Below are 25,846 nucleotides of genomic sequence, written 5' to 3' on the forward strand. Positions count from 1 at the left end.
AATGGAGAAATCAGCCTGAAAGTGAGTTAAGGTTCGAAAAAACCGAAGTGAGCCGACACCCATGCTGAACTACCGCCACCTGTACTACTTCTGGATGGTCGCCAAAGAGGGCGGGTTTTCCCGCGCCGCCGAGCGTCTGGACATGGCCATCCAGACCATCAGCGCGCAGGTCCGCGAACTGGAAAAGAACCTGGGACATCAGCTGCTCAAGCCGGCCGGCCGCGGCGTGACGCTGACCGATGCCGGCGAAGCGGCTTTCGCCCGCGCCGAAGAAATCTTCCAGATCGGGCAGGTTTTGCCACAGGAAGTGCGCGCCGCCGCCACCAAGCCCGTCGTGCGCCTGTCCGTGGGCCTGTCGGACGGCATCTCCAAGCTGGCGGCACACGCCTTGCTGGGGCCCGTGCTGCACACGCCCGATCTGCATTTGACCTGTCATGAAGGTGAAGTCGAGGAGCTGCTGGGCGAGTTGGCGCGGCATCACCTTGATCTCGTGCTGGCCGGCCAGGGCGCCCCCGCCAACCCCAACCTGCGGCTTACCAGCGACCGTCTGGTGTCGTCGCCGGTGGACTGGTACGGCCCGGCCAAGCTGGTGCGCAAATCGGACACGCTGGACTTTCCGGGCTGTCTGGCGCGCCTGCCGGTGCTGCTGCCCACCGGCCACTCGGTGCTGCGCCAGACGCTGGACCGCTGGTTCGCCGAACAGGGCGTCTATCCGAACGTGGTCGGCGAGTTCGAGGACAGCGCGCTCATGTCGGTGTTTGCGGCGCGGGGCCTGGGCGTGTTTCCCCTCAGCCGGCTGGGCGGGGACGATGTCGCCCTGCTGCGCGGCCTGCGTCCGCTGGCGCGCTGCGACGACGTGCACGAGGAAATCCATGCCATCCGCAACCGCCGCGGCCAGCATCACCCCCTGGTCCGGCAGATCCTCGCACAGGCGAAAACTTCGGTTTTATCTTAATGTTTGTCACATCCACTCTGGTTTTTCAGAAATAGAATCCCCGGTATCGTGGCCGTTCTTTTTGAGTCATCGGAGTACCTAATCAAATGAAGAAAATCATCTGGCTCGTTTTTGCCGTTCTTGCGGCGCTCTGGACCGGGCTGGTGGCGCTGACCCTGCAACTGACCGACTGGGTGCTGGTCACCATCGCCACGGCGCAGGTGCCCGGCACCGCCATCGACACCTCGCAATGGGTGGCGCCGGCCTGGGCGGCGCCGTGGGTTGACCCGGCATGGCTGCAATCGCTGCAAGGGGGCCTGGTCTGGGCCGCGCAAGGCCTGAACCAGGTCCTGCCCTTTGCCGGCAGCCTGGGTTCGCTGATCACCGTGCTGGGCTGGATCTGCTGGGGCTTCATCATGGCGGGCCTGCTGGTGCTTGCGCTGATCCTGCACTGGCTGGCGGGCAAGCGCGAGCAGCAGGCGGCCCCGGGCCGTCAAGTGGTGTAAAAAGGGGCAGGCGACGCGCCGCCCGGCACGCTGCCATCAACCGGAGCGTGCCGTGCCCTCTCGATCTACCCGCCGTCTGATCCTGCCGTTTGCGGCGCTGCTGGCCAGCGCCGCCGCGACGTCCGGGCAGGCGGCGCCTTCGCAATCCCCATCAACGCAGGCCACATCAACGCAAACCGCGTCCCCCCACGGCATCGAAGTGTGCACGGTGACGGGGACCTCGGGGCAATACAGCGTGCGGGTGCGAAACACCAGCGACAAGGCGCTATCCCACGCGGACGTCGTGGGCGTGCATCTGAACGCCGCGGGCCAGGGCGGCGACACCGTCACCGTCAACCTGCAGGACGTGCCGCCAGGCAAGTACAAGACCGCCGTCCTGGCGCGTCACGGCGAATCGGCGGCCCTGGTCAGCATCGCCACCTACCAGACAGTCAACGGCGTCGACACGCCGCAGCAGGAGCTCTACGCCGGCAAGGTCGCCCACGTGGCGCCCGGCTCGGCGTTGCAATACACGCTGGCACCGCTGGCCCTGCGCGGCTGGACCGTGGCCTATGGCACGGCGCAGAGTCCCAAGCTGGAACCCGGCAGCGCCGTGCTCCTCATCTATCCCGCGCGCACCGGCAAGAAGCGTGACGTCACGCGGCCCGATGCCGGGCGCACGCCGGCAGATGTGGTGCCATTGCATTCCTGCGCGACGCCCCGCAAACACTGATCGCGTTCATTTACCGACGCGGAACCGCTCCGGTGCCGCGCGATCGCCGTCCAAAAGCCGCCTCGATTTCCCCTCACGTACCGCTCAGCAGGTCGCGCTCGTTCAGCAATGCGTAGACGATCTCGGGCCGGTTGTCGAAACCGCGACGGATGGCGGCGGGCAGCGACGCCCGCGTCTTGCGGCACAACCCCGGCAATTCTTCAAGCTGAATGGAAATGCCGCGCGAGGTCCGCACCTCGTTTTCGCTGGGCGTGATGTGGATGACGATGCCAAGCTGCGCCTGAATGCGCCCCTGCATCGCCCGCAGGTCGTCCAGGCTGGTGATGTTTTCCAGCCGCGCCACCAGGCGCTTTTCTTCCTCGCGCGTCAGCCGCAGAACGCGCAGGTCCGACGCCGGATTTGCCAGCAACTGCTCCCGGTCGCACACACAGGCGCCGGGAGGACATTCTTGGCGGATGGGAAACGGCAGGTTCATGGAGACGGTGCGCCAGCCAAAACGGCGCGGGACGGTATCTTCCGGATTCTAACCAGGATGAACGACCGCCCGCGGGCGCGCACTGCTCGTTTACCCGCAAGCGCGGGCCGGCCCGTCCCTGTCCCGCTACCAGTAATAATTCAGGCTCAGCATCGCCTCGCGCTCCATGCCGCGGAACGTGTAGGTGTAGTAGCGCTTGTCGAACACGTTGTTGACGTTCAGCGCGATGCGGTAGCGCGGCGTCTCGTAGGCGATTGCCACGTCGGCCAGCGTGAAGGCCGGGTTGTATTGTGTGGTGCCATCGGCCGCGGTGTTCAGCGGCGCCTTGCCCCGATAGCGCAAGCCGCCGCCCAGCATCAGGCCCTGCACCTGCTGCGGCCGGTAGTCCAGCCACAGGCTTGCCGTCTGCCGCGCGGTCTGCGTGAGCTGGCGGCCCACGTCCTGCAGGCGGTTGCTCTTGGTCGTGCGCGGGTCGATGTAGGTGTAGCCGGCCATCACGCTGAGTTCACGCGATAGCGGAAACTTGGCCTCCAGTTCGACGCCGGTGGAACGCACCTCGCCCGTCTGGACGCTGAAGCGCGGATGGTCCGGGTCCTGCGTCGTCACGTTGGTCTGGCGGATGTCGAAGACCGCCGCGGTAAAGAGCGCATCGGTGCCGGGCGGCTGGTATTTCAAGCCGACTTCGTACTGCTTGCCCTCGCGCGGCTTGAACGCCGTGCCGTCGAACTGCTTGCCCGTGATCGGATCGAATGCCGTCGAATAGCTGACGTACGGCGCCACGCCGTTGTCAAACAGATAGAGCAGGCCCACGCTGCCGGTGGTGGCCGAGTCGCTGATGCGCGGTTGCGTGGTGCTGGTCTGGTTGGTGCGCACGAAGTCGCGCCGCAGGCTCACGTTGCCGACCCAGTTGTTCCACTTGAGCTGGTTCAGCGTGTAGATGCCCGTCTGCTTCAGATCCGTGCGGGACGGATCCAGCTCGGGATACTCGATGTTCTGACCGTAGACCGGCGCGTAGATGTCGAGGTTGGGCACATCCCAGCCAAAGCCCAGTGCGTCGTTCTCCTTGTAGCGCAGGTAGTCCACGCCCAGCGCAAAGGTGTGCTGTAGGTCGCCCCACTTGAAGTCGCGCGACGCGCGGCTGTCCACGGCGAACGTCTTGCCGTTGGTGCGTTGGGCCAGGCTGCCGCGCGTGACCGTGCGGCGGTCGTCCAGCAGGTCCATCGCGTAGATGTGCCGGTAGTCGATGTCGATCTCGGAATAGCGCAGGTTCTGGCGCAGACGCCAACCGTTGTCCGTGTCGTGCTCAAAGGCGTAGCCGATGGACTTCGTGTCGCGGTCGAAGCGGTCGAAATCCGGGTCACCGGCGGTGCGGCTGAGCGGCAGGTCACCGATCTCGGGATAGGTATACAGATTGGGCCACCAGCTCTTGGGCGTCGCGCGCTCCTTGGAATACGTGCCCAGCACGGTCACCCGGGTCTGGTTCGTGATGTTCCACAGGATCGACGGCGCCACCGAGATCCGGTCGTCGCGCGAACCGTCCGTGCGGCCGTCGCTGTCGCGGCCCAGCACGTTCAGGCGATACAGCACCTTACCTTCGGCGTCGAAAGCGCCACCCAGGTCCGCCGTGAGCTGGCGCCGGTTGTACGTGCCGTAGCTGGCGCCGACGCTGTTGACGTGATCCGCGGAGGGCCGTTTGGAGACCACGTTGATGACACCGCCCGGCCGCCCCTGGCCGAACAGCACCGACGCGGGTCCCTTCAGCACTTCGATGCTGTCGAGCTCTTCGATGTTGTCGTTCCAGGACGCATACGTACCGGTCGACAGTTGCTTCAGGCCATCCTTGAAATAGGCGCTGCCGTCGCTGAACCCGCGAATGACGGCGCCCGTCATCCGTGCGTCGCTCGACCCCGACACCTCCGTCTGCACGCCGGGCGTGTAGGCCAGCGCGCTTTCCAGGTTGCGCGGCGCCTGCACCTTCAACTGCTCCTGCGTCACGATCGACACCGAACGCGGCGTCTCGATCAGCGGCACGTCCAGCTTGCCGCTCTGGCTGGACAGCGCCACGTAGCTGTCCGCCGTTCCCACCGCCACGCCGTGCACCGTCACCGGCTCGAGCTGGGCGGAGCCGCCGGACGGCGCGGTCAGCGACACATTGCGCCCATCACGCTGGAACGCGATGCCGGTGCCCGCCAGCAACCGGCGCAGCGCCTCGTCCGGCGTCAGCTGTCCCGATACCGCAGGCGCGGTGCGGCCGCGCACGGTTTCGGGCAGATAGAAGATCACCAGCGACGCCTGCTCGCCCAACTGGAGCAGCGCATCGCCCAGCGGCTGCGCCGTGATGCTGATCTGCACCGGTGCGGTCTGCGCCACCGCATCGTTGGGCATGGCGCCCCACGCCAACGCCAGGGAAATCGCCAGCGCGCCGCAGGCGCCATGCGCACCGCGTTTGGCGGCCTTGCGCGCCGATGCACGCTGCTTAACTTGCTTGTCCATCATCAGTAGAAAATTCCGGTACAACTGCCCGCGCATTGAGCGCCCGACACCCTTGGCCAAAGGTTGCTTCCAGGGTCGATCGGCTTCGCGCGTACGGCCCCTTTCATCGGATAGACGCCGCAGGCCGGAAAAAACCGGAATGATTCTCGATAGAATATTTGAAACAAAATGATTCAGGCTGGCGGCGGTCGCCTGGCGGCTTTCCGCGCGGACTTGGCCGGGACCAGCCCTAGCGCGGCGCCAGCACCGCACCGCCTCCGGCGGGATACAACACGATCACCGGGGCGATGTGAGGCAGCACGTCCAGCACCGATTCGGGCTCATCGATCGGCAGGGTGCCGGCGACGCGCAGTTGCGCGAGCTTGCGGTCGTCGATCCGCAACGGAATGCGCAGATACCGGTTCAACTCGGCCACCACCTGCGCCAGCGGCGTATCGCGGAACACCAGCCGGCCACGCTGCCAGGCCGTGATCGCAGCCACGTTTTCCTGATGCGGCGCGTCCAGGGGCGCGCCGGGCGCGTAGCGGGCGGCGAAGCCCGCCGTCAGGTGGCGCGTGGTCCTGTTCCACCATGAACCTGCGGAAAACGCCACGCTGCCCTCGTCCACCGCCAGCGCCACGGCATCGCCCTCGCGGCGGACGTTGAAACGCGTGCCCGTCACCCGCACCTGCGCCGCGCCCGCGTTCACCGTGAAGGGCCGCGCCGCATCGGGGCTAACCGTGAACAAGGCCTCGCCCGCCAGCAGTTCGACCTCGCGCCGGTCTGCATACAGCGCGACATGGAGCTGCGTGTCGGTGTTCAGCTCCACCAGGGATCCATCGGGCAAGGCCACGCGCTTGCGCTCGCCCCGGGCGGTCGCCAGCGATTGCGTGAAACCGGGCGACGGCGACCACAGCCGCGGGGCGATCACACCGGCGGCAAGCGTCAAGGCACAGGCAGCCGACAGCCCCACGGCGAACCTGCGGCGGCCCGGCCGCGCGGGGCCCTCGCCGGATCGCGCCAGGATCTCGCGCATCTCGTCTTGCGGCAGACTATCCGCCACACGCCACAAGGCCTGCATCGCGCGGTACTGGCGCGCGTGCTCCGGGTCCGCCCCCAGCCACGCATCGAACGCGCGCCGTTCGGCCTCGTCCAGCGCGCCCAGTCGCTCGCGCGCGAACCAGTGCGCCGCCTGGTCCCTCGGCGACGCAGGCGTGCGGGAGGCGTTCACGCGGGAATCAGTGCGGGGCATGATCTTGCAACCGGTCATGGATATGGGTCAGCGCGCGCTTCATGTGTTTTTCGACCGAGCTTTGCGTCAACCCGAGTTTGTCGGCGATTTCGGCCTGGGTGTAGCCCTCGAGCTTGTTCCACAGGAACACCTGCTGGCATTTGAGGGGCAGCTCGGACAGCGCCGACTTTAGCGCATCGGCAAGCTGCGCCGCGCGTATGGAGGATTCGGGATCCGCGTCGACGGGATGCTCGGCATCCGTCAACGTGTCCAGGCTCAGCACCTCGCGCCGCGACTGGCGGCGGAACTCGCCGTTCAGGCGGTTCTGGCTGGCGCCATACAGGTAGGCCTTCGGGTCCAGCACCGCGGATTCGCCATTGCGCAGCATGTTGGCCACGACATCCTGCGCGGCGTCCTCCGCATCGTGCCGGCTCGAGCTGCGCCGGGTCCACGTCCCGATCAGCTCGCGGTAATGCGCGAGCCAGCCTTTTTCGGAGGGCGGTGGACGGGACATGGTGAGCAGCAGCAGGTTGCAGGCGGAAAGGGCCGCATTATCAATCATGATTCTCATTACGACAAATGCGGCGGCAACGCCTTTTGCCGTAAGCTCCTGCCCTCGCCCTCTTTCCCACACACGACATGACGTTTTCGATCTGCCGATTTGCGACCCGCGCCGTGTTGATTCTGGCCGCGCTCGTGTTGCTGGCGGCCGCCGTGCTGGCCGCGACCGGCCTGTCGGCCAGCGCACGGGACGCCGACGTGGCGGTCGTACTGGGCAACACCGTGCAGCCCGGCGGCCAGCCTTCACCGCGCCTGGCCGCGCGGCTGGACCGCGCGTTCGACTGCTACGCCGCATCAACATGCCGGGTCCTGTTCGTCAGCGGCGGCGTCGATGCCGCCGGCACGGACGAGGCCGCCGCCATGCGCGACTACCTGCTGGCGCGCGGCGTGCCCGCCGACTGCATCGTCGTGGACAGCGGCGGCGTCGACACCTGGGCCACGGCCCGCCACGCCAGCGCCTACATGCGCGAGCACGGCTACACGCGCGCGCTGGCCGTGACGCAATACTTCCATGTGCCGCGCACAATGCTCGCGCTCAAGCGCCAGGGCGTCGCGGACGTAAGCGGCGGCTATCCGGCATTCTTTGAATTGCGCGACGTCTATTCCGTTTTGCGCGAACTGCCCGCCGTGGCGCTGTATATTTTCCGGCCGCTGTAGCGGCGCATCCGCCTGCCCTACCCTTCCAGGACTTTCCATCGTGCTGATCTTCCACAATCCCGTTCACGACAAACACAGCGGCCGCCAGGAGATGTTCCGCGGCAAGCTGGTGCCCTGCCACGAAACGCCGGCAAGGCTGGAATACTTGCTGGACGCCTTGCGCCAGCGCGGCATCGGTGAATTGCGCGCGCCCTCCGCGCCCGACATGGATTTGATCAAGCGCGTGCACACGCCGCGCTATGTGGACTTTCTGGCAAGCGCGTGGAGCGAATGGATTGCGCTGGATCCGGCCAACGCCGACCTGGACGTGCTGCCTTCGATCTGGCCCGTGCGCGGATTCCGGCACGACATCGAACCCACGAATTTTGCCGCGCGCGTCGGGCTGTTCTCGTTCGATAGCGGCTGTCCGCTGACGGCCGGCACCTGGGAGGCAGCCACCGCGGGCGCCGCCTGCGCCATCGACGCCGCGCGCGCCATTTCCCAAGGCCAGGGCCAGCGCGCCGCCATGGCGCTGACGCGCCCGCCCGGCCATCATGCCGGCGCGGACTTCTTCGGCGGTTACTGCTTTTTGAACAACGCGGCGCTGGCGGCCCAGGCGCTGCGCGACGCCGGCGCGCAGCGCGTTGCCGTGCTGGACGTGGACTATCACCATGGCAACGGCACGCAGAGCATCTTCTACGACCGCGGCGACGTGCTGACCGTATCGGTCCATGGCGACCCGACCACCGAGTATCCGTTTTACCTGGGATACGCCGACGAGCGCGGCGACGGCGCAGGCCAGGACTGCAACTTGAACCTGCCGCTGCCTGCCGGCAGCGAATTTGCAGCATGGACGGCGGCCTTGCAGCAGGGCCTGGACGCGGTCCGCGCGTTCAAGGCCGATGCGCTGGTCGTTGCGCTGGGCGTGGATACCTACGAGGGCGATCCGATATCCAAGTTCAAGTTGAAAAGCGCCGACTATCTGCAGGTCGGCCGCCTGCTGGCCGGCCTGGGCCTGCCCGCGGTGTTCACGATGGAAGGCGGCTATGCGGTCGCCGACGTGGGCGTCAACGTGGCGAACGTGTTGGAAGGATATCTGGGCTGAACGCCGGTGCGGCATGTCAAACACCGGGGCCAGGTCATCCGCTGCAGGTGTCTGACACCCTAGGCACACCGCAGCAAACCCAAGACCATCTCACCAGGGTGTCAGACACCGGGGCAGCAAGGTCATCCGCAGCAGGTGTCTGACACCCTAGGTACACCACAGCAAACCCAAGGCCATCTCACCAGGGTGTCAGACACCGGGGCAGCAAGGTCATCCGCAGTAGGTGTCTGACACCCTAGGTACAACGCGGCAAACCCAAGGCCATCTCACCAGGGTGTCAGACACCGGGGCAGCAAGGTCATCCGCAGCAGGTGTCTGACACCCTAGGTACACCGCAGCAAACCCAAGACCATCTCACCAGGGTGTCAGACACCGGGGCAGCAAGGTCATCCGCAGCAGGTGTCTGACACCCTAGGCACACCGCAGCAAACCCAAGGCCATCTCACCAGGGTGTCAGACACCGGGGCAGCAAGGTCTTCCGCAGCAGGTGTCTGACACCCTAGGCACACCGCAGCAAACCCAAGACCATCTCACCAGGGTGTCAGACACCGGGGCAGCAACTCGCTGCCCCACATTCAATCGCGGGTTTCAAGCACCTTGTTGATGCGCAGCGCAATCAACGTGCAAGCTACGCCGGACAGCAAATACACGCTGACCGCCACCAGCCCGAACCGCGCCGACAGCCCCAGTGCCACGACCGGCGCGAACGCCGCGCCGACCAGCCACGCCATGTCGGACGTCAAGGCCGCACCGGTATAACGGAACCGCCGCGTGAAGTTGGCTGTGACCGTGCCGGATGCCTGTCCATAAGACAGACCCAGTAGCGCGAAGCCGATCAAAATGAAGGCATCCTGCGCCTTCGGCCCGCCGCCCAGCAGCCAAGGCGACACGATCGCAAACACGCCGATCAGCATGGCAAGCAATCCCAGCGTGGTACGCCGCCCGATGCGATCAGCCAGCCACCCGGACGCGATCGTGCCCAGGATGCCAATCACCGCGCCGATGATCTGAACGATCAGCACATCCGAAATCTGTTGCGTGCCGCTGACAGCGATCCATGACAGCGGAAAAACCGTGACGAGGTGAAACAGCGCATAGCTGGCCAGCGCGGCGAAGGCGCCAATGAAGAGGTTGTAGCCTTGCTGGCTGATGATCTCGCGGATACCGATGGGCTCGAGTTCGCCTTCTTCAAGCAGCTGCGTGTATTCCTCGGTGACGACCAGCCGCAGCCGCGCAAACAGCGCCACCACGTTGATCGCGAACGCCACGAAGAATGGATAGCGCCAGCCCCATTCAAGAAAATCGGCCTGCGTGAGCGTCACATGCAGATAGAGAAACAGCGCACTGGCCACCAAGAAGCCGACGGGCGCACCAAGCTGACCCATCATCGAATACCAGCCGCGGCGATTGGGCGGCGCGTTCAACGCCAGCAGCGACGGCAGGCCGTCCCACGAGCCGCCAAACGCCAGGCCCTGCAGGCACCGGAACACCGCGAGCAAGGTGATGGCGTGCACGCCAATGGATTCATAGCTGGGTAGGAACGCCATGCCCACGGTCGCAGTGCCTAGCACGAACAAGGCGACGGTCAGCTTGGTTGCGCGGCCCCATCGGCGCTGAACCGCCATCGACAGCGCGGTGCCGATGGGACGCATGATGAAGGCGAAAGAGAAGATGATGAAGGCCGACAGCGTGCCTTCCAATGGGCCTTCGAAGGGAAAGAACACCTTCGGAAAAACCAGCACGCACGCAATGCCGAAGACGAAGAAATCGAAGTATTCAGAGGCGCGTCCGACGACCACCCCCACGGCGATTTCACCGGGCGCCACCTTGGCGTGGCTGGCTCCGCCGCTGATCGCCCCGGGACCGGATCCGGGAGCGGGATGACCAGGATACTGCGTGGTGGTCGACATGGATTCGCTCGCAAAAGAAGGTTCTGGATACGCCTTGTCTACGATCTTGCAACACACCAGCACCACGGTACGCGCATCATGCCGGACGCCGCAAGCGTTTTGGCCCATGACTGCCCCGCACGCGTTCCCGTGCATACTTTTGCTCTTTTTACCCTAGATTTTTCGCGGCTTCCAGCGTAGTGTTTCGTTTACTTCGCACGGTTACGTTTCGGGGTATGACTATGTCGTCCTTCGCAAGGCTCCGCGGATTGATCCTGTTTGCCGCCCTGCCGCTGCTCGCCGGGTGCAATGCGGTCCTGCTGTCGCCATCGGGTGACGTGGCCGTGCAACAACGCAACTTGATCATCATCTCCACCGGCTTGATGCTCATCATCATCGTGCCGGTCATCATCCTCACGCTGCTGTTCGCATGGCGCTATCGCGCCAGCAACAAGGAAGCCGCCTACGATCCCGACTGGAACCACTCCACGATGCTGGAGCTGCTGATCTGGGCCGCGCCGCTGCTCATCATCATTGCGCTCGGCGCGCTCACATGGGTCAGCACGCACCAGCTCGATCCCTACCGGCCGCTGGCGCGCCTGTCCGAAGGCCGCGAAGTGCCGCCCAACACCAAGCCGCTGGTCGTCGAAGTGGTTGCGCTGGACTGGAAGTGGTTGTTCCTCTATCCCGAGCAAGGCGTGGCCGCCGTCAACGAGATGGCCGCGCCGGTGGACCGTCCCATCCAGTTCAAGATCACCTCGTCGTCGGTCATGAACTCGTTCTTCGTGCCCGCGCTGGCCGGGCAGATCTACGCCATGCCCGGCATGCAGACCACACTGCACGCGGTCATCAACCACCCCGGCGAATACGAAGGCCTGTCCGCCAATTACAGCGGCTCCGGCTTTTCGGGTATGCGATTCCGCTTCCATGGCCTGGATCAGAAGGGCTTTGACGACTGGGTCGCGCAGGCCCAGAAATCGCAGGCCACGCTGGACCGCGCGGCTTACCTGAAGCTTGAACAACCCAGCGAGCGCAACCCGGTGCAGCTTTACGCCACCGTTGCGCCGGGCCTTTTCGACGCCATCGTGAACCGCTGCGTCGAACCCAACCGCATGTGCATGCGCGATGCAATGGCCATCGACGCGCAAGGCGGCGCCGGCATACCGGGCGCGCACAACCTCACCACCCTGGACCCGCAAGTGCGCGAGCAGTTGGGACTTACGGAAACGCCGCCGCGCAAGTATGTCGGCGCCATGTGCACGGCCTCTGAAGGACTGGTGCTGTAGCGCGGCAGGTTTTTCGGCACGCGACGTGCTCCATGTAAACGCGGTTTTTTTGCTGGAATCGAGATGCCTGATCAACCTGACCTCACCAAGCTGATCTTCGGCCGGCTTACCTGGGACGCCATTCCTTTTCACGATCCCATTCTGCTGGGCACCTTCTTCGTGGTGGCGGCGGGCGGCATCGTGCTGCTGGGCTCCGTCACGTACTACAAGAAGTGGGGCTATCTGTGGCGCGAGTGGTTCACCAGCATCGACCACAAGAAGATCGGGATCATGTACGTGATCCTTGGCATCGTGATGCTGCTGCGCGGCTTTGCCGACGCCATCATGATGCGTTCCCAGCAGGCCGTGGCCTTCGGCGACTCCACCGGCTTTCTGCCGCCCCACCACTACGACCAGATCTTCACGGCGCACGGCGTCATCATGATCTTCTTCGTGGCGATGCCGCTGGTCACGGGACTGATGAATTTCATCGTGCCGCTGCAGATCGGCGCGCGCGACGTCGCGTTTCCGTTCCTGAACAATTTCAGCTTCTGGATGACCGCGGGCGGCGTAATCCTGGTGATGATGTCGCTGTTCGTGGGGGAATTCGCCCGCACCGGCTGGCTGGCGTATCCACCCTTATCAGGCATCCTGCACAGTCCGGACGTCGGGGTCGACTACTACATATGGGCATTGCAGATAGCGGGCGTGGGAACACTGCTATCGGGCGTGAACCTGTTGGTCACCATCGTGAAGATGCGCGCGCCCGGCATGAAGATGATGCGCATGCCCATCTTCACGTGGACCGCGCTGTGCACCAACGTGCTGATCGTGGCGGCGTTCCCCGTGCTGACGGCGGTGCTGGCGCTCTTGTCCATGGACCGCTACGTGGGCACCAACTTCTTCACCGCGGACTTCGGCGGCAACGCCATGATGTACGTGAACCTGATCTGGATCTGGGGCCACCCCGAGGTCTACATCCTGATCCTGCCCGCATTCGGCATCTTTTCCGAAGTGGTGTCCACGTACTGCCGCAAGCGCCTGTTCGGCTATGCGTCCATGGTCTACGCCACGGTCGTGATCACCGTGCTGTCGTACCTGGTGTGGCTGCACCACTTCTTCACCATGGGATCCGGGGCCAGCGTGAACTCGTTCTTCGGGATCACGACAATGATCATCTCGATCCCGACAGGCGCCAAGATCTTCAACTGGCTGTTCACCATGTACCGCGGGCGCATCCGCTTTGAAGTCCCCATGCTCTGGACGCTCGGCTTCATGGTCACCTTCGTGATCGGCGGCATGACGGGCGTGCTGCTGGCCGTACCGCCCGCCGACTTCGCGCTGCACAACAGCCTGTTCCTGATTGCGCACTTTCACAACGTGATCATCGGCGGCGTGCTGTTCGGGCTGATGGCCGGCATCACGTACTGGTTCCCGAAGGCGTTCGGCTACAAACTCGATCCGTTCTGGGGCAAATGCTCGTTCTGGTTCTGGCTCGTGGGCTTTTACGTGGCCTTCATGCCGTTGTACGTGCTGGGCCTGATGGGCGTGACGCGCCGCGTGAACCACTTTGAAGACATGTCGCTGCAGATCTGGTTCCAGATCGCGGCCTTCGGTGCGCTGCTGATCGCATGCGGCATCGCCAGCTTCATCATCCAGCTCGTGGTCAGCTACCGCCGCCGCGACCAGTTGCGCGACACCACCGGCGATCCTTGGGATGGCCGCACGCTCGAATGGTCCACCTCGTCGCCGCCGCCCGTCTACAACTTTGCATTCACGCCGCGGGTGCATGACCTGGACGCCTGGTGGCAGATGAAGCAGCATGGCTACCAGCGTCCGCAGCAGGGCTTCATTCCGATTCACATGCCGAAGAACACCTGGGCGGGCATCGTGCTTGCCGGGATCAGCGTGGTGCTGGGCTTTGCCCTGATCTGGCACATGTGGCCGCTGGTGGTGTTGTCGTTCGCGGCGCTGATCCTCGTGTCGATCATCCATACCTTCAACTACAAGCGCGACTACTACGTGCCGGCCGCTGAGGTCGTCGCCACGGAAGACGCCCGTTCAAGGCTGCTAGCGCAACATGTCTGATACCCTCGCCCACCCCATGCCCGGCGGCGCCGCGCCGTCCCAGGAACCGGTCTTCTACGTTCCTGGCGAACATCATCCCAAGAACGGTACGCTGCTTGGGTTCTGGGTCTACCTGATGAGCGACTGCCTCATCTTCGCGTGCCTGTTTGCGGTCTACGGCGTGCTGGGCCGCAGCTTCGCGGCGGGCCCGTCCGGCGCGGACCTGTTCGACCTGCCGCTGGTGGCCGTGAACACATCGCTGCTGCTGCTGTCGTCCATCACCTACGGGTTCGCGATGCTGGAGATGCGGCGCAACCGCATCGGCGCGACGCAGTTGTGGCTGGCAGTGACCGGCATCCTTGGCCTGGGCTTTCTGTCGCTGGAAATCTACGAGTTCTGGCACCTGATCCATCAAGGCGCCGGCCCCCAACGCAGCGCCTTCCTGTCGGCGTTCTTCACGCTGGTCGGCACGCACGGGTTGCACGTGACGTTCGGCATCGTGTGGCTGGTGACGCTGATGCTGCAGGTGCGCATGCACGGCCTGATCCCTGAAAACCGCCGCCGCCTGATGTGCCTGTCGATGTTCTGGCACTTCCTGGACCTGATCTGGGTGGGCGTGTTCACCTTCGTGTATCTGATGGGAGTGCTGCCATGACGTCGCACATGGATAACCTGGCCGACACCGGCCACGGCGGCCACCACGGCCACGATCATCACGATGGCCACCATGACGATGACGACGGCGCCGGCCACGGCACCTTCAAGAGCTACATGACCGGCTTCGTGCTGGCGGCCATCCTGACGGCCATTCCGTTCTGGCTGGTCATGGACCGCGTCATCGACAGCTCGCGGGTCACCGGCCTGGTGATCCTGGCCTTTGCCGTCGTGCAGATCGTGGTCCACATCATCTACTTCCTGCACCTGGACACCAAGTCCGAAAGCGGGTGGAACATGTTGGCGTTAATATTCACGCTCGTGCTGGTCGTCATCACGCTCAGCGGATCCATCTGGATCATGTACCACTTGAACTCCAACATGATGCCCATGTCCCCGCATGACATGCGCAAGATGCCCTGATGGCTGTAGTCAAAGACATTTCTTCACGCGACACCTCCCGTAATCCGCGCAGCAAGGCAACCCTGGTCATCCTGGGGTTGCTGGCTGTTGCCATCTTCGCCGGGCTTTGCGCCCTGGGAACCTGGCAGGTACACCGGCTGGCCTGGAAGCGCGCGCTGATCGCGCAGGTGGATCAGCGGGCCCACGCCCCCGCCACGCCCGCCCCCGGCAAGAACGAATGGGCGCAGTTGACGCAGGACAACGCCGAATACCGCCACGTCACCGCGTCCGGCACTTACCACTTCGACAAGCAGACGCTGGTGCAGGCCGCCACCGAACTGGGCAGCGGCTATTGGGTCATGACGCCGCTGCAACTGGCGGACGGCGGCACCGTGCTGGTGAACCGAGGCTTCGTGCTGCCGGCATGGCGCAAGGACGCGGCCAATAGCGCCCAGCCGCCGGCGCCGGGCCAGGTCACGGGATTGCTGCGCATGGGCGAACCGGCCAGCGGCTTTCTACGCAACAACGACCCGGCCGCCAACCTCTGGTATTCACGCGATCTGCCCGGCATCGCGGCGGCGCGCGGACTTGCCGACGTGGCGCCCTACTTCATCGACGCCGATGCGGCATCCAGCCCCGGCAAGGATCCCGCCCGGGAGCCGGTGGGCGGGCTTACGATGATCAACTTCCCGAACAACCATCTGACGTACGCCATCACCTGGTATGCGCTGGCGCTGATGGTGATCGTGGGCGTGGTGATCTTCGTGCGCGAGGAAAAACGCGCGCGCCGGCCGGGCTGACCTGCTGGCACGCAAACATAACGGCGCCCCTCAAGGCGCCGTTACTGTTTCCAGGACGGTGTCAGACACCCGGCGAAGATGCCGTCAGCTTGGGGAGCGGAGCAGTGGGTGTCAGACACCTTGGGTCCGCTCTGCAAGGTGTCTGAGACCCGTCAGCAACGACCGTCAAGTTGAGCAGGCGCCACAAGGGTGTCTGACACCTTGCCCCACGAAGACCGGTCTCGCCAGCAACAACGGCGCCCAAAGGGGCGCCGTTGTCGTTTGATCTGCCGGCAAACACCTGCGGGATCAGCAGGCCGGCCAGCGGATGCTGCCGGGTTCGGGACACACCCACGATCCCTGCAGCCGCGCCCGGATTTCCGCCAGGCTTTGTTCCACCAGCAGCTCGCCATCGCGGAACACCGGCGCCAGCGCGCCGCCCGCCGCCTGCTCGGGCGTCTGCTGGTCGTGCAGCACGAAGCCGTCCGGCGTCTCGTCCACGCGCAGCAAACCCTTGGCGGACTTCTTCACGCCGGAATCGGTGACCGGGTCCTTGACCAGTTCCTGCGGCTCGCCGTTGACCTCGGCGTACGTGGCCTTCAGCGCCCAGCCGAAGGTGTCGCGGGTCAGGTACTGATAGGTGTACGACCCGATGCCCAGCACCACGTTGCCCGACGCAAAGCCCTTGCGTTCCAGGCGCACCAGGATGTCGCGCGCCCGCGTCAGCGTGATGGAATCGCCGTAGATCAGGCCGACGTGCGGATCCAGCAGCTTGTAGCCGCGATCGGTCTCTACGCCGCCGAACGTGTCCCACAGGCATTGCACAGCGCCCTTCACCTCGGGCGCGCGCAGCGTCTGCTGGGCGCTGGCGTCCTCGCCCAGCAGCCAGTACGTCCCCGTGGCCGCATCGCGCACGGCCTCGAAGCCCGCGGCCTGCGCCGCTTGCAGGGCAGCGCGGTCCTGCACGCCCGGCACATCCGTGCAGAAGTAGCCGGTCAGGATCTTCACGGGGTCGCCGGAATCAGGACGGAACACGACCTTGGCGTTGCCCAGCGCATCCGGCTGGCGGCTCATGATCTCGGACTTGAGCGCCGCGGCAAAGTCCGTCACCACCTGCCAGAAGTCCCAGGTGTCAGACACCACCGACACGATGCCCGCCGGATACACCTGCTTGACCAGGCGGCGGATGGTCTCGATCTCGCCTTCCTTGCTGCCCAGGCACATCACGGAGTGCTCTGTCGCGGGCACCGAGCCGCCGATGAGTTCCCGGTCGGAATCCGCGTTGTAGATGTCTTCCAGGTAGTCGATGGCCGGGATCGTGTCGGTGCCGGTGAAGGACAGCAGGTGACCCGCGCCGCACTTGCGCGCGTCGTACAGGCCGGCCATGCCGCGCATCGAAAAGTCGTGGCCCTGCCAGTCCACGAACGCCATCGGACTGCCGGTCAGTTGCGCGAAATAGGTCAGCAGCTTGCGGTATTCGAAGGCGATGGTGGCGACGGTGGACGGCTTCCAGGACTCGCAGCTGAACAGGGTTTCGATGTAGGTCACCAGCCAGGCGAATTCCGGCCGGGTGTTGATGAAGGTGACTGGCGGCACGCGGATGTCGACGCGCGCGCCTTCGGGCACCGAGCGGATTTCCAGCGGCAGGTAACCCAGGTCGTGCAGCGCCTGCAGGTGATCCACCGTGACGGCGCCCTTGCCCAGGGCGTTGTCCACGCGGCGTTGGTACTGGCGCACGGCCGTGGTGGCGGGTTTGGCGAAGAACTCGCGGTTGAACAGGCCGATCAGGATTTCCTTGATGAAGCCCTGCAGGCCGAACCAGACGATCTTCTCGTCGAACAGTTCCGGTAGCACCGGCGCCAGGCGCGCCGAACGCGGCGTGAAATTGGCCAGGATCTTGTTCGTGCCCTTGGGGTACTGGAACGGGTGGCCGGTCTTGTAGAAATCCGCCTGCAGGAAGGGATTCAGGCCGTTCTTGAGCGCGGGGGCCAGGGTGTCGGGGGCATTCATGGCGGGTTCCTTCTTAGTTGACCAGCATTGTTCGTTGACCGGAATTCTCAGTTGACCAGCACGGCGGCGGCGCCGGGCGCGGCGGCCGCTTCCGTGCGGGTCCAGTCGTAGGCGGTGAAAATCTCTGCGTAACGGGCCTTCAGTTCCGTCAGGCCCTTGCTGAAGATGCCGTGCGTGACATACAGGTAGAGCGGCTGGCGGGTCTTGCCGGCCAGGGCGGCGGCCAGTTCCAGGAATGTGCGTCCGCCGTCGCAGATGTCGTCGACGACCAGCAGTGGCTGGTCCGGGATATCGTCGGGCACGCGGGTTTCAGTGATGCGGCCGGTCTGCGGGTCGCGGACCTTTTCCGCGTAGCGCACGTCCGCGACGCCCAGTGCCTTGGCCAGCGCCTGCACCCGCTTGCGAGCGCCGGCGTCCGGGGCCATCAGCGTGACGCCCTGGGCAAAGGCCGACGCGGCCAGCGCATTCTTCAGGAACGCGGCGGCGTCGACCACCCGCACCCGCTGCAACAGCGCCGGCGTGACGTCGCTGTGCGGTTCCACGATGGTGACGGTGGCGTACTGCTGGTCGTTGATGAGCTTGCAGAACACGGAGGCGCCCAGCGCCTCGCCCGGGTTGCAGACGCGGTCCTGGCGGGCGTACGGCACGTAAGGCATGTCCAGATGCACGGGCGCGGCGGGGTTCAGGCGGCGCAGCGCGTCGGTCAGCAGCAGCAACTGCATGATGTCGTCGGCCGACTTCAGCAAGGCGTGGATGCGGAATTCGCGCGCGGCGTCGGCTTGTTCGCGCAGGCCGGCGGGAATGGTGACCTGCATCTCGCCGCCCGGAAACCGGAACGCGGCCGGCGTATCGGTCGTGCGTTGCCCTTCAATGACTGCGGTGATGGTGAACATGTTCGCCCCTTAGTGGCATTTCAAAACTAAGTGGCGCCAGTATAAGCTCACTTATTGTCGTTATGCAACTATCTTTGCATTGGAAAGGTAGCGGCCTCGGCATCAGCCGACGCTACGATCGAAAAACGTGAAATCCTTCAACCGGTAAAGGCGCGCCGGGCGCTGCGCGCCTCCGACCACTTCGTCGGTGGCCTCGAGCGCGCCCCACGCCTCCATCTTGCGGCGGAAATTGGACTTCTCCAGCCGGGTCTGCAGGATCGCCTCGTAGGTGTGCTGCAGTTGGGTCAGCGTGAAGCGCTCGGGCAGCAGGAAGAACGGCAGCGTGGAATAGGTGGACTTGCTGCGCAGCCGATCCACGGCCGCCGTGACGATGTCGGCGTGGTCGAACGCCAGCGGCGGCAATGCGTCCACGCTGACGAAACGAAACGCCGCGCGCGTGGCGGCGGCCAGTTCGGCGGCGGGCACCAGCGCCACATAGGCCACCGACAGCGACCACTGCCGGGGATCCCGGTCCCGGCCGGAGAACACCTGCAATTGCTCCAGATAGCGCGGCTCGAAGCCGGTCTTGTCGCGCAACACCCGCCGGATGCTGTCTTCGGTGGACGTGTCCTCGTCGGCGTGCACCACCCCGCCGGGCAGCGCCATCGCGCCTTGATAGGGCTCGCGGTCGCGCTGGTGCAGCGCGACTTCCAGACCGGTTTCGCGCAGGGTGAGAAGGACGGCGTCGACGGTGACGAGCGGCTGGGGGTAGTCCAAGGCGCGGCTTCCAGGAGTTCAGGTTTTGGGCAAGATGCCACTATGAGGCGGCGCGGTCAAACCGGCACCCCTCGCCCCCCGCGGGCTCACCCAAGTGCGTCACTAGAAAGTGTTCGAATTTTGCCAAGAATTGACGGCGGATAACGACAATTAACGCATTGTTCTACACTATGCGCCGAGGAACACCGTCGGGTTGATTGCCTGGCGTCGTGTTCCTTTTGCTTTTCTTCAACTGCTACACAGGAGTTTTCCGGATGAAAAAGACGCTGCTCGCCGCGGCAATGCTGGCTTCTTTCGCAGGCGTTGCCCAGGCAGAACCGTCAGTCACTCTTTACGGTGTCATCGACACCGGCCTCGGCTACAACAAGATCAAGGGCGATGGCTACAGTGGTTCCAAAGTCGGCATGATCAACGGCATCCAGGCCGGCTCCCGCTGGGGCCTGCGCGGATCCGAAGATCTGGGCGACGGCCTGCGCGCCGTCTTCAAGCTGGAAAGCGGCTTTGACTCCGCCAACGGCGGCCGCGGCCAATCCGGCCGCCTGTTCGGCCGCCAAGCCACCATCGGTCTGGCCAACGACGCCTGGGGCTCGCTGGAATTCGGCCGCCAAGCCACGGTCGGTTCCAACTACCTGGCCGACATCGATCCCTTCTACACCAGCTACACCCAATCCAACCTGGGCCTGGGTTTCAGCGCGGCCAACACCATGCGCTGGGACAACATGGTCATGTACCGCACCCCGTCGGTGAACGGCTTTGAATTCGCCATTGGCTATTCGTTCAATGCGGACGACACCACGGCGGACCAGACGGGCTTCCGCACCGCGGACAACACGCGCGGCATCACCACCGGCCTGCGCTACGTGCAGGGTCCGCTGAACGTGACGCTGACGTACGACCAGTTGAACGGCGCCAACCGCAGCACCATCGACAATGGCGCCACGCCGCGTCAGTACGCCTTGGGCGCATCGTATGACCTGGAAGTGGTCAAGCTGGCTGCCGCTTACGGTCGCACCACCGACGGCTGGTTCGTCGGCCAGGACCTGCCGGCCGGCACGCCGTTCAGCGATGAATTTGGCACCAACCGCTTCGTGGACGGCTTCAAGGCCAATTCCTACATGTTGGGCGCCACCTTCCCCGTGGGCGCTTCCGGCAGCCTGTTCACCTCGTGGCAGCACGTGGCTCCGTCCAACGACAAGCTGACGGGCGGCGACGCCAACATGAACGTCTACAGCGTGGGCTACACCTACGACCTGTCCAAGCGCACCAACCTGTACGCCTACGGTTCGTACGGCACGGACTACGCGTTCATCGACGGTCTGAAGAGCACCGCCGCCGGCGTGGGCATCCGCCACCAGTTCTAAAGTTGTCCCGGGCCGGCCGCCCTGCGGCGCCGGCCCATCTTGCCGCCCGGGTGCTACCGCGCCCGGGCGCGCTCCAGCATCTGCACGATTTCCGTCTGCCCGCGCTGACGCGCGTGGTGCAATGGGGTGCGCCCCTCCTTGTCGGGCAGATTCACGTCCGCTCCCCCCTCGATCAGCAACGCCACGATCGCCTGATGGCGCGGTCCGCCGTCGCTCAGGATGATGGCCTCGAGCAGCCCCGTCCAACCGAGCCGGTTGACATGGTTGGGATCCACGCCGGCCGCCAGCAGCCGCTTCACGACCTCGACATGGCCCCGCTCGCACGCGGGAATCAAGGCCGTGCCGCCATAGCGGTTGGTGCTTTTCAGGTCGGCGCCGTGCGACAGCGTTAGTTCAAGGATGTCGCGATAGCCCTGCGCACCCGCCAGCAGATACGCGCTGTCCTGCATGCGGTTCTGGGCGTTCACGTCGGCGCCGGCTTCGATGAGCGCCGCCGCGGCCGGAGCGTGGTTGCCCTGCGTGGCGCGCAGCAGCGGCGTGTTGCCCTGCCCGTCCCGCGTCTCGATCGGCGCGCCCTCGGCCAGCAGCTGGCGCACGCGCGCCGTCTCGCCGCTACCTGACGCCTCCAGCAATTGCGCACCGCGGCCATTCGCGGCCCGATCGTCCGCCGCGGCGCCAAAACCGATTGCGCTCAGCGTCAGCACGACGCAGGCGCGCCAGAAGTTGATGTAAGCCATTGCCGGCAGCCTCCTTGGTGTTATTTGAACGAGCCGCACGGTGATGGGCCGGGCGGGCGCGCTGCCATTATCTCCTTGCCCACGGCCGTGCGAGCGCCCTATGCTCGGTCAGATTCTCGGTGACGTGCAATGCGCAGGAAACACGCGTCCGGCATGATCGGCCTCCCTTACTGATCGCAGCCCCCCCAAGAACTGCCATGCCCTCTCGTTCCGATTCCGAGCTTTCCCCCCTCGTCCGTCCCGCGCGCCTGATGCGCGCCCTGGCTTTGGCTTTGTTGCCGCTGGCCCTGGCTGCCTGCAACGGTGGCGGCGATGACGACGACGATGCCGCCCAGCCGCCGGTCGCCGAAACCCCGGCGCCGCAGCCCGCCCCGGAGCCGGACCCCGAAACGCCTCCGCGCAACACCGCCTATCTGCAGAAAAAGCCGGGCGACGTCATTCAGGTCCGCATCGAGGAACTGCATCCCACGCAGGCCGCGATCGGCTATGACCAGATCTACTACAAGCTCGGCCGCTGGCAAGGCGATTTCGACCGCGCCACCTGGGCGGCCGATCCCGTGCTGCAACTGGATTACCTGAACCGCACAGTCGGCAAGAAGTTCGATGACTACTGCGAGGACGTGGGCGGCGCCGAGCGCGCGCAGAAGTTCCAGAGCATCGCCGAGGCCCGCGCCGCCCGCCTGGACCAGCCCAACACATTCGCGTGCATGGACGCGCCGGGCACGAACACGGCCAACCTGAAGACGGTGGTCGTGGGCTGGGACGGCAATCTGTACCTGACCGACGGCCACCACACGTTCTCGTCGCTGCGCGAGATCTTTGATGGCGGCCCGAAGCTCCCCGTTTGGGTGAAGGTCGACGCCAACTACAGCGACCTTACGACCGCGACGGCCTTCTGGCAGCGCCTGGTGGACGAGCGCCGCGCCTGGCTGCGCGACGGCCAAAACCAGCCGATCACCGTCGACCAGCTGCCCACGCGAGTCGGCCTGCCCCATGCGCAGGAACCGGGCGGCATGCAGGAAGACCGCTACCGATCGCTGGTGTACTTCACGCGTGATATTGCCTACAGCAACGGCAACCTGCCCGAGTTTGCGGAATTCCTGTGGGGCGACTGGCTGCGCCGGCAGGCCGCGGCCGGGCAGCTGCTGGGCCTGGACCAGTACAAGATGCAGGCGCCAGCCACGGCCGCCGAAATCCTGGCGGTCAGTACGCTGAACAAGGACATCCTGCCGACCGGGGCCAACGACAGCTACGCCGCCGCCGTGCGCGATGCGTCGCTGAAGATGAGCGCGTTGACTGACACGGATATCGTGTTCGAAGACCGCGACGCCGCCAGCCTGGGCCGCATCACGCTGGAAGCCAACGCCGCCAGCGGCTCGCCCACCAAGACCGCGCGCGACACGCTGGAAGAGCTGCCGCGCAACGACGTGAAAACGGCGGACTCCACGCCGCGCGGCGCGGGCAAACTGTGGTTCGCCGTCAATTACCGCACCTGCGGCAAGCCCGCGGCCGGCACCTGCTGGGGCTGGTAATGTGAAAAGGCCCGCGCAAGCGGGCCTTTTTGCATGGGGCGGTCAGCGCCTCAGAGCACTTCCTGCGTGTTGTCGGCCTTGGCCAGTTGCTGCATGGCCAGGGCGACTTTCTTGGCGACTTCCAGGCGTTCGGCGGCCGACATGGCGTCGTATTCTTCCTTGGAAATGCCCAGGCTCGCCAGGGCCGCGTAGAACATCTTGTCCTCGATCGACATCCCTGCGTAGTCCATGAATTCCTTTTCGGCCTGCGAGGGTGCGGCCTGCGAGGCGCCGGACACGCCGTGACCCATGGCCGAACGATTGCGCTCGGTGGCGTCGGCGAACGCCGCGCGGAAGCTGGCGCCGGCACTGGCGTTTGCATGTCGGGCGGCCGAGCCGGGCTGGCCGTCGCCGGCGTTGATACCCAGGAAATTCACACTTCTCATGGATGCTCCAAAGGGATTGACGGTCAGGGTGCCAACATACTCCCCGCACTCCCCGCCGGAAGACCCGGTCAGGCGCCCGAACGGCCCGTTTCTCTCCGAATTGCGGCGCGACCATTTTTAGCGCCCTTCGAGTATCTTGTGCCTCTTGCAAATCTTTCAGAGACCCCGCTCATGAGCATCGACACCACCCCCGGCCAACCCGCCGCCGCTGCGCCCGCCGCAGACGCCTTTCTGCAGTTCCTGGTCAACCTGGTCAACAACGGCAGCCAGATCGAAAGCATTGGCGTGACCCTGCAGATGGGCGGCATGCTGGTGTCCGGCTCGATCGTCTCGGGCGCCGAGTACTTCGACACCTTCGCAGCCAGCTTCTCGGGTTCGCTGGCGTCGCTGGACCCCGACACGCGCCAAACCGTGCACGCGTCGCTGGCCGAACTGGGCGACGTGTTCCGCCTGCCTCAGCCCATCGATCCGCTGCCCAACTACATTCACCTGGCCGACGCTCTGTTCTTCACGGCCGACGGCACGCCCATCGCCGGACAGCCGACCCTGTGGCGCGGCCGCACCAGTGCGGTGGATGGCTTCATCCTGGGCCGTTTGCAGTCCGACGCCTCGGCCTGACCCGCATGACGCAACCGGTTTCTCCGCCGATCGAAGGCCAGGACATCGACCGCAAGGCCATGCAGGCCTTCATCGAGACGGCGGCAGGCAAGGCGCTGTCATTTGTGGATTGCGACTTCCAGGAGGCGGATTTTTCCCGCCTGGAGCTGCGCGGCTTTCAGTTCAGCGGCTGCGCCATCGCGGGCGCCTCTTTCCAAGGCGCGGATCTGACCGACACCCAATGGCTCCGCTGCCGCGGCGGCTCGGCCAGCTTTGCGTCGGCGGACGCCAGCGAGGCGACCTTCCAGAGCTGCGATCTGAACAACGCCAACTGGCGCCGCGCGCGGCTGGCCAGCGCCCGGTTCCGCGCTTGCAAGCTGACGGGATCGGACTTCGACGGCATCGCTTGCCTGGGGTGGTCGCTTGAGGAATGCCTGCTGGTCGGGGCCCTGCTGCGCGGCGTGTCGTTTCGAAAGTGCAATCTGCTGCAGTTGGATTTCTCGGACGCGGACCTGTCGGGAAGCGATTTCCGCGAGACGGTGTTTCACGGCGGCAGCCTGCGCAATGCCACGTTGAAAAACGTCCATTTCGAAGGCGCGGACCTGCGGGAAGCGGACCTTGGCGGATTGGATCTGACGGCGGCCGCCCGGCTGGCCGGCGCCACGATTTCCAAGACCCAGGCGGCGGCGTTGCTGGCTGAACTGCGGATCAGCGTGGTCTGACGGGGTTTAGCCGGTCAGCTGTTCAGCCCGGCCGCCGGAAGTACTTGCGCGCCGCCTCGATCTGCCCATGGCAGACGCAGCCGCTCATGTGCTCGTTCACCATGCCCACGGCCTGCATGAAGGCGTGCATGGTCGTCGGCCCCACGAACGTCCAGCCGCGCCGCTTCAGCGCCCGCGAGAGTTCGTTCGACGCCTTGGACGTGGGATTGTTGTCCCAATAGTGCCGGTCCACCGCCGCCGGACGATCCTGCGGCGGCGGCTCATGCGCCCAGAGCCAGCCGGCCAGCGAGCCGGTCTCGTCGGCCAGTTCGCGCGCGCGCTGCGCATTGTTGATGGCCGACACGATCTTGGCGCGGTTGCGCACGATGTCCGCATTGGTCATCAGGCGCTCGACGTCGCGCTCGGTGTAGCGCGCCACCCGTTCCATGTCGAAATCGTCAAAGGCTTCGCGAAACGCCTCGCGCTTGCGCAGGATGGTGATCCACGCCATGCCGGCCTGAAAACCTTCCAGACAGATTTTTTCGAACAGGCGCCGGTCGTCAACAACCGGCCGGCCCCATTCATGATCGTGATAGTCCGGCATGGAAGGCTGCCAAAAGCAGCGCGGCTTGCCATGGTCGTCGACGATCAGGCCGGTGTCGGGGATGGTGACTTCCGGGCTGGCCTGATGTCCGTCCGCCTGCTCGGCAGCCTTCATGGCTTGCGGGGCACCGGGCAGCTCGTGTCGCCTTCCTCGCAGGCGAGATACGCGCGCAATTCCTTGGTACGAGCCTTCGTGAGCTTGTCCAGACACATGCTCAACACCATCGGATAGGCGCTGCCGCCCGTCACGCCTGTTGACGAAAACGCGCATTCGGCATCGCGAAAGAACAGCCACGCTTTCTGCGCCGCCTGCAGTTGCGTCAAGGCGTCCTTGCTGTCCTTCAGGCGCTCCGTCGCTTCCTTGTACGCCGCGTTCAACTCGGCGTCGGACTGGCGATACGCCTGATCCGCGCACAGGTTCATGTCGGTCTGGGTGGACGCCTGGTCACACTTGAGCACTTGGGCCTGCGCCCCCGCTGCAAGCAGGAGCGCGGCGGCGGCAAAAACAATACGCATGTTAGTTCCTCCTTATCCGGTGGGTGG

The 25,846-nt window shown here is 65.2% G+C and carries 26 protein-coding genes; 14 read left to right on the forward strand and 12 right to left on the reverse strand.

The features are described from left to right. Positions 1 to 61: 61 nt before the first annotated feature. The 3 genes from AC6LJW_RS13955 (at position 62) to AC6LJW_RS13965 (ending at position 2,152) form a co-directional block, all read left to right on the forward strand. Entirely contained in the window at positions 62 to 955 is an 894-nt protein-coding gene (locus tag AC6LJW_RS13955; protein WP_498087579.1) for a LysR family transcriptional regulator, read from the forward strand. An 86-nt stretch (positions 956 to 1,041) separates the two neighbouring features. Beyond that, positions 1,042 to 1,440, forward strand: a complete 399-nt coding sequence (locus AC6LJW_RS13960) for a hypothetical protein (protein WP_056558392.1) — start codon at positions 1,042 to 1,044, stop codon at positions 1,438 to 1,440. A gap of 52 nt (positions 1,441 to 1,492) precedes the next feature. Further along, positions 1,493 to 2,152, forward strand: coding sequence for a hypothetical protein (locus tag AC6LJW_RS13965; RefSeq protein ID WP_498087580.1), 660 nt, complete (start codon positions 1,493 to 1,495; stop codon positions 2,150 to 2,152). Positions 2,153 to 2,225: 73 nt separating this feature from the next. Here the strand turns inward: AC6LJW_RS13965 and AC6LJW_RS13970 are convergent, their stop codons facing one another. From AC6LJW_RS13970 to AC6LJW_RS13985, 4 genes are all read right to left on the reverse strand, one after another. Further along, positions 2,226 to 2,627 (reverse strand): hypothetical protein, encoded by a 402-nt coding sequence (locus AC6LJW_RS13970; RefSeq protein WP_427984459.1) that lies wholly within the window; start codon positions 2,625 to 2,627, stop codon positions 2,226 to 2,228. Positions 2,628 to 2,753: 126 nt separating this feature from the next. Beyond that, entirely contained in the window at positions 2,754 to 5,123 is a 2,370-nt protein-coding gene (locus AC6LJW_RS13975; protein ID WP_056558401.1) for a TonB-dependent siderophore receptor, read from the reverse strand. Positions 5,124 to 5,349: 226 nt separating this feature from the next. Next, complete coding sequence (locus AC6LJW_RS13980; protein WP_498087581.1) at positions 5,350 to 6,351, reverse strand: FecR family protein; 1,002 nt, start codon at positions 6,349 to 6,351, stop codon at positions 5,350 to 5,352. Beyond that, positions 6,338 to 6,892, reverse strand: coding sequence for an RNA polymerase sigma factor (locus tag AC6LJW_RS13985; RefSeq protein WP_427985944.1), 555 nt, complete (start codon positions 6,890 to 6,892; stop codon positions 6,338 to 6,340). Before AC6LJW_RS13985 ends, AC6LJW_RS13980 begins: the two co-directional genes overlap by 14 nt. Before the next feature lie 77 nt (positions 6,893 to 6,969). On the opposite strand from AC6LJW_RS13985, the gene AC6LJW_RS13990 reads away from it, so the two are divergent. Both AC6LJW_RS13990 and AC6LJW_RS13995 read left to right on the forward strand, forming a co-directional pair. Next, positions 6,970 to 7,548 (forward strand): YdcF family protein, encoded by a 579-nt coding sequence (locus tag AC6LJW_RS13990; protein ID WP_498087582.1) that lies wholly within the window; start codon positions 6,970 to 6,972, stop codon positions 7,546 to 7,548. Between the two features lie 40 nt (positions 7,549 to 7,588). After that, on the forward strand, positions 7,589 to 8,632 hold the full coding sequence (locus AC6LJW_RS13995; RefSeq protein WP_498087583.1) for a histone deacetylase family protein: 1,044 nt from the start codon (positions 7,589 to 7,591) through the stop codon (positions 8,630 to 8,632). 575 nt (positions 8,633 to 9,207) lie between these two features. On the opposite strand, the gene AC6LJW_RS14000 is transcribed toward AC6LJW_RS13995, so the two are convergent. Next, entirely contained in the window at positions 9,208 to 10,542 is a 1,335-nt protein-coding gene (locus tag AC6LJW_RS14000; RefSeq protein ID WP_056566183.1) for an MFS transporter, read from the reverse strand. Positions 10,543 to 10,763: 221 nt separating this feature from the next. Here AC6LJW_RS14000 and cyoA point away from each other — a divergent pair, with 221 nt between their 5' ends. From cyoA to AC6LJW_RS14025, 5 genes are all read left to right on the forward strand, one after another. Then, complete coding sequence (gene cyoA, locus AC6LJW_RS14005) at positions 10,764 to 11,807, forward strand: ubiquinol oxidase subunit II (protein WP_056558414.1); 1,044 nt, start codon at positions 10,764 to 10,766, stop codon at positions 11,805 to 11,807. Between the two features lie 63 nt (positions 11,808 to 11,870). Continuing rightward, the gene (gene cyoB, locus AC6LJW_RS14010; protein WP_056558417.1) at positions 11,871 to 13,874 is read left to right on the forward strand and encodes a cytochrome o ubiquinol oxidase subunit I; all 2,004 of its coding nucleotides are present in this window, start codon (positions 11,871 to 11,873) and stop codon (positions 13,872 to 13,874) included. Beyond that, positions 13,867 to 14,508, forward strand: a complete 642-nt coding sequence (cyoC, locus tag AC6LJW_RS14015) for a cytochrome o ubiquinol oxidase subunit III (protein WP_056558421.1) — start codon at positions 13,867 to 13,869, stop codon at positions 14,506 to 14,508. The genes cyoB and cyoC overlap by 8 nt, the downstream gene beginning before the upstream one ends. Beyond that, on the forward strand, positions 14,505 to 14,930 hold the full coding sequence (gene cyoD / locus AC6LJW_RS14020) for a cytochrome o ubiquinol oxidase subunit IV (protein ID WP_056558423.1): 426 nt from the start codon (positions 14,505 to 14,507) through the stop codon (positions 14,928 to 14,930). Before cyoC ends, cyoD begins: the two co-directional genes overlap by 4 nt. Beyond that, complete coding sequence (locus AC6LJW_RS14025; protein ID WP_056558426.1) at positions 14,930 to 15,709, forward strand: SURF1 family protein; 780 nt, start codon at positions 14,930 to 14,932, stop codon at positions 15,707 to 15,709. The genes cyoD and AC6LJW_RS14025 overlap by 1 nt, the downstream gene beginning before the upstream one ends. Positions 15,710 to 15,997: 288 nt before the next feature. Here AC6LJW_RS14025 and AC6LJW_RS14030 read toward each other — a convergent pair whose 3' ends face one another. From AC6LJW_RS14030 to AC6LJW_RS14040, 3 genes are all read right to left on the reverse strand, one after another. Beyond that, positions 15,998 to 17,698, reverse strand: coding sequence for a nicotinate phosphoribosyltransferase (locus AC6LJW_RS14030; RefSeq protein WP_056558430.1), 1,701 nt, complete (start codon positions 17,696 to 17,698; stop codon positions 15,998 to 16,000). A 47-nt stretch (positions 17,699 to 17,745) separates the two neighbouring features. Then, complete coding sequence (prs, locus tag AC6LJW_RS14035) at positions 17,746 to 18,591, reverse strand: ribose-phosphate diphosphokinase (protein WP_056558434.1); 846 nt, start codon at positions 18,589 to 18,591, stop codon at positions 17,746 to 17,748. A gap of 102 nt (positions 18,592 to 18,693) precedes the next feature. Next, complete coding sequence (locus AC6LJW_RS14040; protein ID WP_498087584.1) at positions 18,694 to 19,347, reverse strand: NUDIX hydrolase; 654 nt, start codon at positions 19,345 to 19,347, stop codon at positions 18,694 to 18,696. 254 nt (positions 19,348 to 19,601) lie between these two features. On the opposite strand from AC6LJW_RS14040, the gene AC6LJW_RS14045 reads away from it, so the two are divergent. Beyond that, positions 19,602 to 20,708: a porin gene (locus AC6LJW_RS14045; RefSeq protein ID WP_056558441.1), complete on the forward strand. Its 1,107-nt coding sequence runs from the start codon at positions 19,602 to 19,604 to the stop codon at positions 20,706 to 20,708. A 53-nt stretch (positions 20,709 to 20,761) separates the two neighbouring features. On the opposite strand, the gene AC6LJW_RS14050 is transcribed toward AC6LJW_RS14045, so the two are convergent. Next, entirely contained in the window at positions 20,762 to 21,445 is a 684-nt protein-coding gene (locus tag AC6LJW_RS14050; RefSeq protein WP_427984148.1) for an ankyrin repeat domain-containing protein, read from the reverse strand. A 197-nt stretch (positions 21,446 to 21,642) separates the two neighbouring features. Here AC6LJW_RS14050 and AC6LJW_RS14055 point away from each other — a divergent pair, with 197 nt between their 5' ends. Then, the gene (locus tag AC6LJW_RS14055) at positions 21,643 to 22,977 is read left to right on the forward strand and encodes a ParB/Srx family N-terminal domain-containing protein (protein WP_498087585.1); all 1,335 of its coding nucleotides are present in this window, start codon (positions 21,643 to 21,645) and stop codon (positions 22,975 to 22,977) included. Positions 22,978 to 23,027: 50 nt separating this feature from the next. On the opposite strand, the gene AC6LJW_RS14060 is transcribed toward AC6LJW_RS14055, so the two are convergent. Beyond that, positions 23,028 to 23,402 carry a hypothetical protein gene (locus AC6LJW_RS14060; protein WP_498087586.1) on the reverse strand — a complete coding sequence of 125 codons (375 nt, stop codon included), beginning with the start codon at positions 23,400 to 23,402 and terminating at the stop codon, positions 23,028 to 23,030. 171 nt (positions 23,403 to 23,573) lie between these two features. On the opposite strand from AC6LJW_RS14060, the gene gvpU reads away from it, so the two are divergent. Next, positions 23,574 to 24,020: a gas vesicle accessory protein GvpU gene (gene gvpU / locus AC6LJW_RS14065; RefSeq protein WP_200949347.1), complete on the forward strand. Its 447-nt coding sequence runs from the start codon at positions 23,574 to 23,576 to the stop codon at positions 24,018 to 24,020. 5 nt (positions 24,021 to 24,025) lie between these two features. Further along, positions 24,026 to 24,721, forward strand: coding sequence for a pentapeptide repeat-containing protein (locus AC6LJW_RS14070; protein ID WP_056558451.1), 696 nt, complete (start codon positions 24,026 to 24,028; stop codon positions 24,719 to 24,721). A gap of 22 nt (positions 24,722 to 24,743) precedes the next feature. On the opposite strand, the gene AC6LJW_RS14075 is transcribed toward AC6LJW_RS14070, so the two are convergent. Together AC6LJW_RS14075 and AC6LJW_RS14080 are read right to left on the reverse strand one after the other, a co-directional pair. Next, positions 24,744 to 25,418, reverse strand: a complete 675-nt coding sequence (locus tag AC6LJW_RS14075; RefSeq protein WP_498087587.1) for a DNA-3-methyladenine glycosylase I — start codon at positions 25,416 to 25,418, stop codon at positions 24,744 to 24,746. Continuing rightward, a complete protein-coding gene (locus tag AC6LJW_RS14080; RefSeq protein ID WP_056558453.1) occupies positions 25,415 to 25,819 on the reverse strand; it encodes a lysozyme inhibitor LprI family protein in 405 nt (134 codons plus the stop codon). Before AC6LJW_RS14080 ends, AC6LJW_RS14075 begins: the two co-directional genes overlap by 4 nt. Positions 25,820 to 25,846 lie beyond the last annotated feature (27 nt).

Source organism: Achromobacter sp. 1012554356, assembly GCF_059760815.1.

Coding starts and splice junctions, on each gene's coding strand:
- AC6LJW_RS13955 (WP_498087579.1), top strand. CDS start 62: ATGCTGAACTACCGCCACCTGTACTACTTCTGGATGGTCGCCAAAGAG.
- AC6LJW_RS13960 (WP_056558392.1), top strand. CDS start 1,042: ATGAAGAAAATCATCTGGCTCGTTTTTGCCGTTCTTGCGGCGCTCTGG.
- AC6LJW_RS13970 (WP_427984459.1), bottom strand. CDS start 2,627: ATGAACCTGCCGTTTCCCATCCGCCAAGAATGTCCTCCCGGCGCCTGT.
- AC6LJW_RS13975 (WP_056558401.1), bottom strand. CDS start 5,123: ATGATGGACAAGCAAGTTAAGCAGCGTGCATCGGCGCGCAAGGCCGCC.
- AC6LJW_RS13980 (WP_498087581.1), bottom strand. CDS start 6,351: ATGCCCCGCACTGATTCCCGCGTGAACGCCTCCCGCACGCCTGCGTCG.
- AC6LJW_RS13985 (WP_427985944.1), bottom strand. CDS start 6,892: ATGATTGATAATGCGGCCCTTTCCGCCTGCAACCTGCTGCTGCTCACC.
- AC6LJW_RS13990 (WP_498087582.1), top strand. CDS start 6,970: ATGACGTTTTCGATCTGCCGATTTGCGACCCGCGCCGTGTTGATTCTG.
- AC6LJW_RS14000 (WP_056566183.1), bottom strand. CDS start 10,542: ATGTCGACCACCACGCAGTATCCTGGTCATCCCGCTCCCGGATCCGGT.
- cyoA (WP_056558414.1), top strand. CDS start 10,764: ATGTCGTCCTTCGCAAGGCTCCGCGGATTGATCCTGTTTGCCGCCCTG.
- cyoB (WP_056558417.1), top strand. CDS start 11,871: ATGCCTGATCAACCTGACCTCACCAAGCTGATCTTCGGCCGGCTTACC.
- cyoC (WP_056558421.1), top strand. CDS start 13,867: ATGTCTGATACCCTCGCCCACCCCATGCCCGGCGGCGCCGCGCCGTCC.
- cyoD (WP_056558423.1), top strand. CDS start 14,505: ATGACGTCGCACATGGATAACCTGGCCGACACCGGCCACGGCGGCCAC.
- AC6LJW_RS14025 (WP_056558426.1), top strand. CDS start 14,930: ATGGCTGTAGTCAAAGACATTTCTTCACGCGACACCTCCCGTAATCCG.
- AC6LJW_RS14030 (WP_056558430.1), bottom strand. CDS start 17,698: ATGAATGCCCCCGACACCCTGGCCCCCGCGCTCAAGAACGGCCTGAAT.
- prs (WP_056558434.1), bottom strand. CDS start 18,591: ATGTTCACCATCACCGCAGTCATTGAAGGGCAACGCACGACCGATACG.
- AC6LJW_RS14045 (WP_056558441.1), top strand. CDS start 19,602: ATGAAAAAGACGCTGCTCGCCGCGGCAATGCTGGCTTCTTTCGCAGGC.
- AC6LJW_RS14050 (WP_427984148.1), bottom strand. CDS start 21,445: ATGGCTTACATCAACTTCTGGCGCGCCTGCGTCGTGCTGACGCTGAGC.
- AC6LJW_RS14055 (WP_498087585.1), top strand. CDS start 21,643: ATGCCCTCTCGTTCCGATTCCGAGCTTTCCCCCCTCGTCCGTCCCGCG.
- AC6LJW_RS14060 (WP_498087586.1), bottom strand. CDS start 23,402: ATGAGAAGTGTGAATTTCCTGGGTATCAACGCCGGCGACGGCCAGCCC.
- gvpU (WP_200949347.1), top strand. CDS start 23,574: ATGAGCATCGACACCACCCCCGGCCAACCCGCCGCCGCTGCGCCCGCC.
- AC6LJW_RS14070 (WP_056558451.1), top strand. CDS start 24,026: ATGACGCAACCGGTTTCTCCGCCGATCGAAGGCCAGGACATCGACCGC.
- AC6LJW_RS14075 (WP_498087587.1), bottom strand. CDS start 25,418: ATGAAGGCTGCCGAGCAGGCGGACGGACATCAGGCCAGCCCGGAAGTC.
- AC6LJW_RS14080 (WP_056558453.1), bottom strand. CDS start 25,819: ATGCGTATTGTTTTTGCCGCCGCCGCGCTCCTGCTTGCAGCGGGGGCG.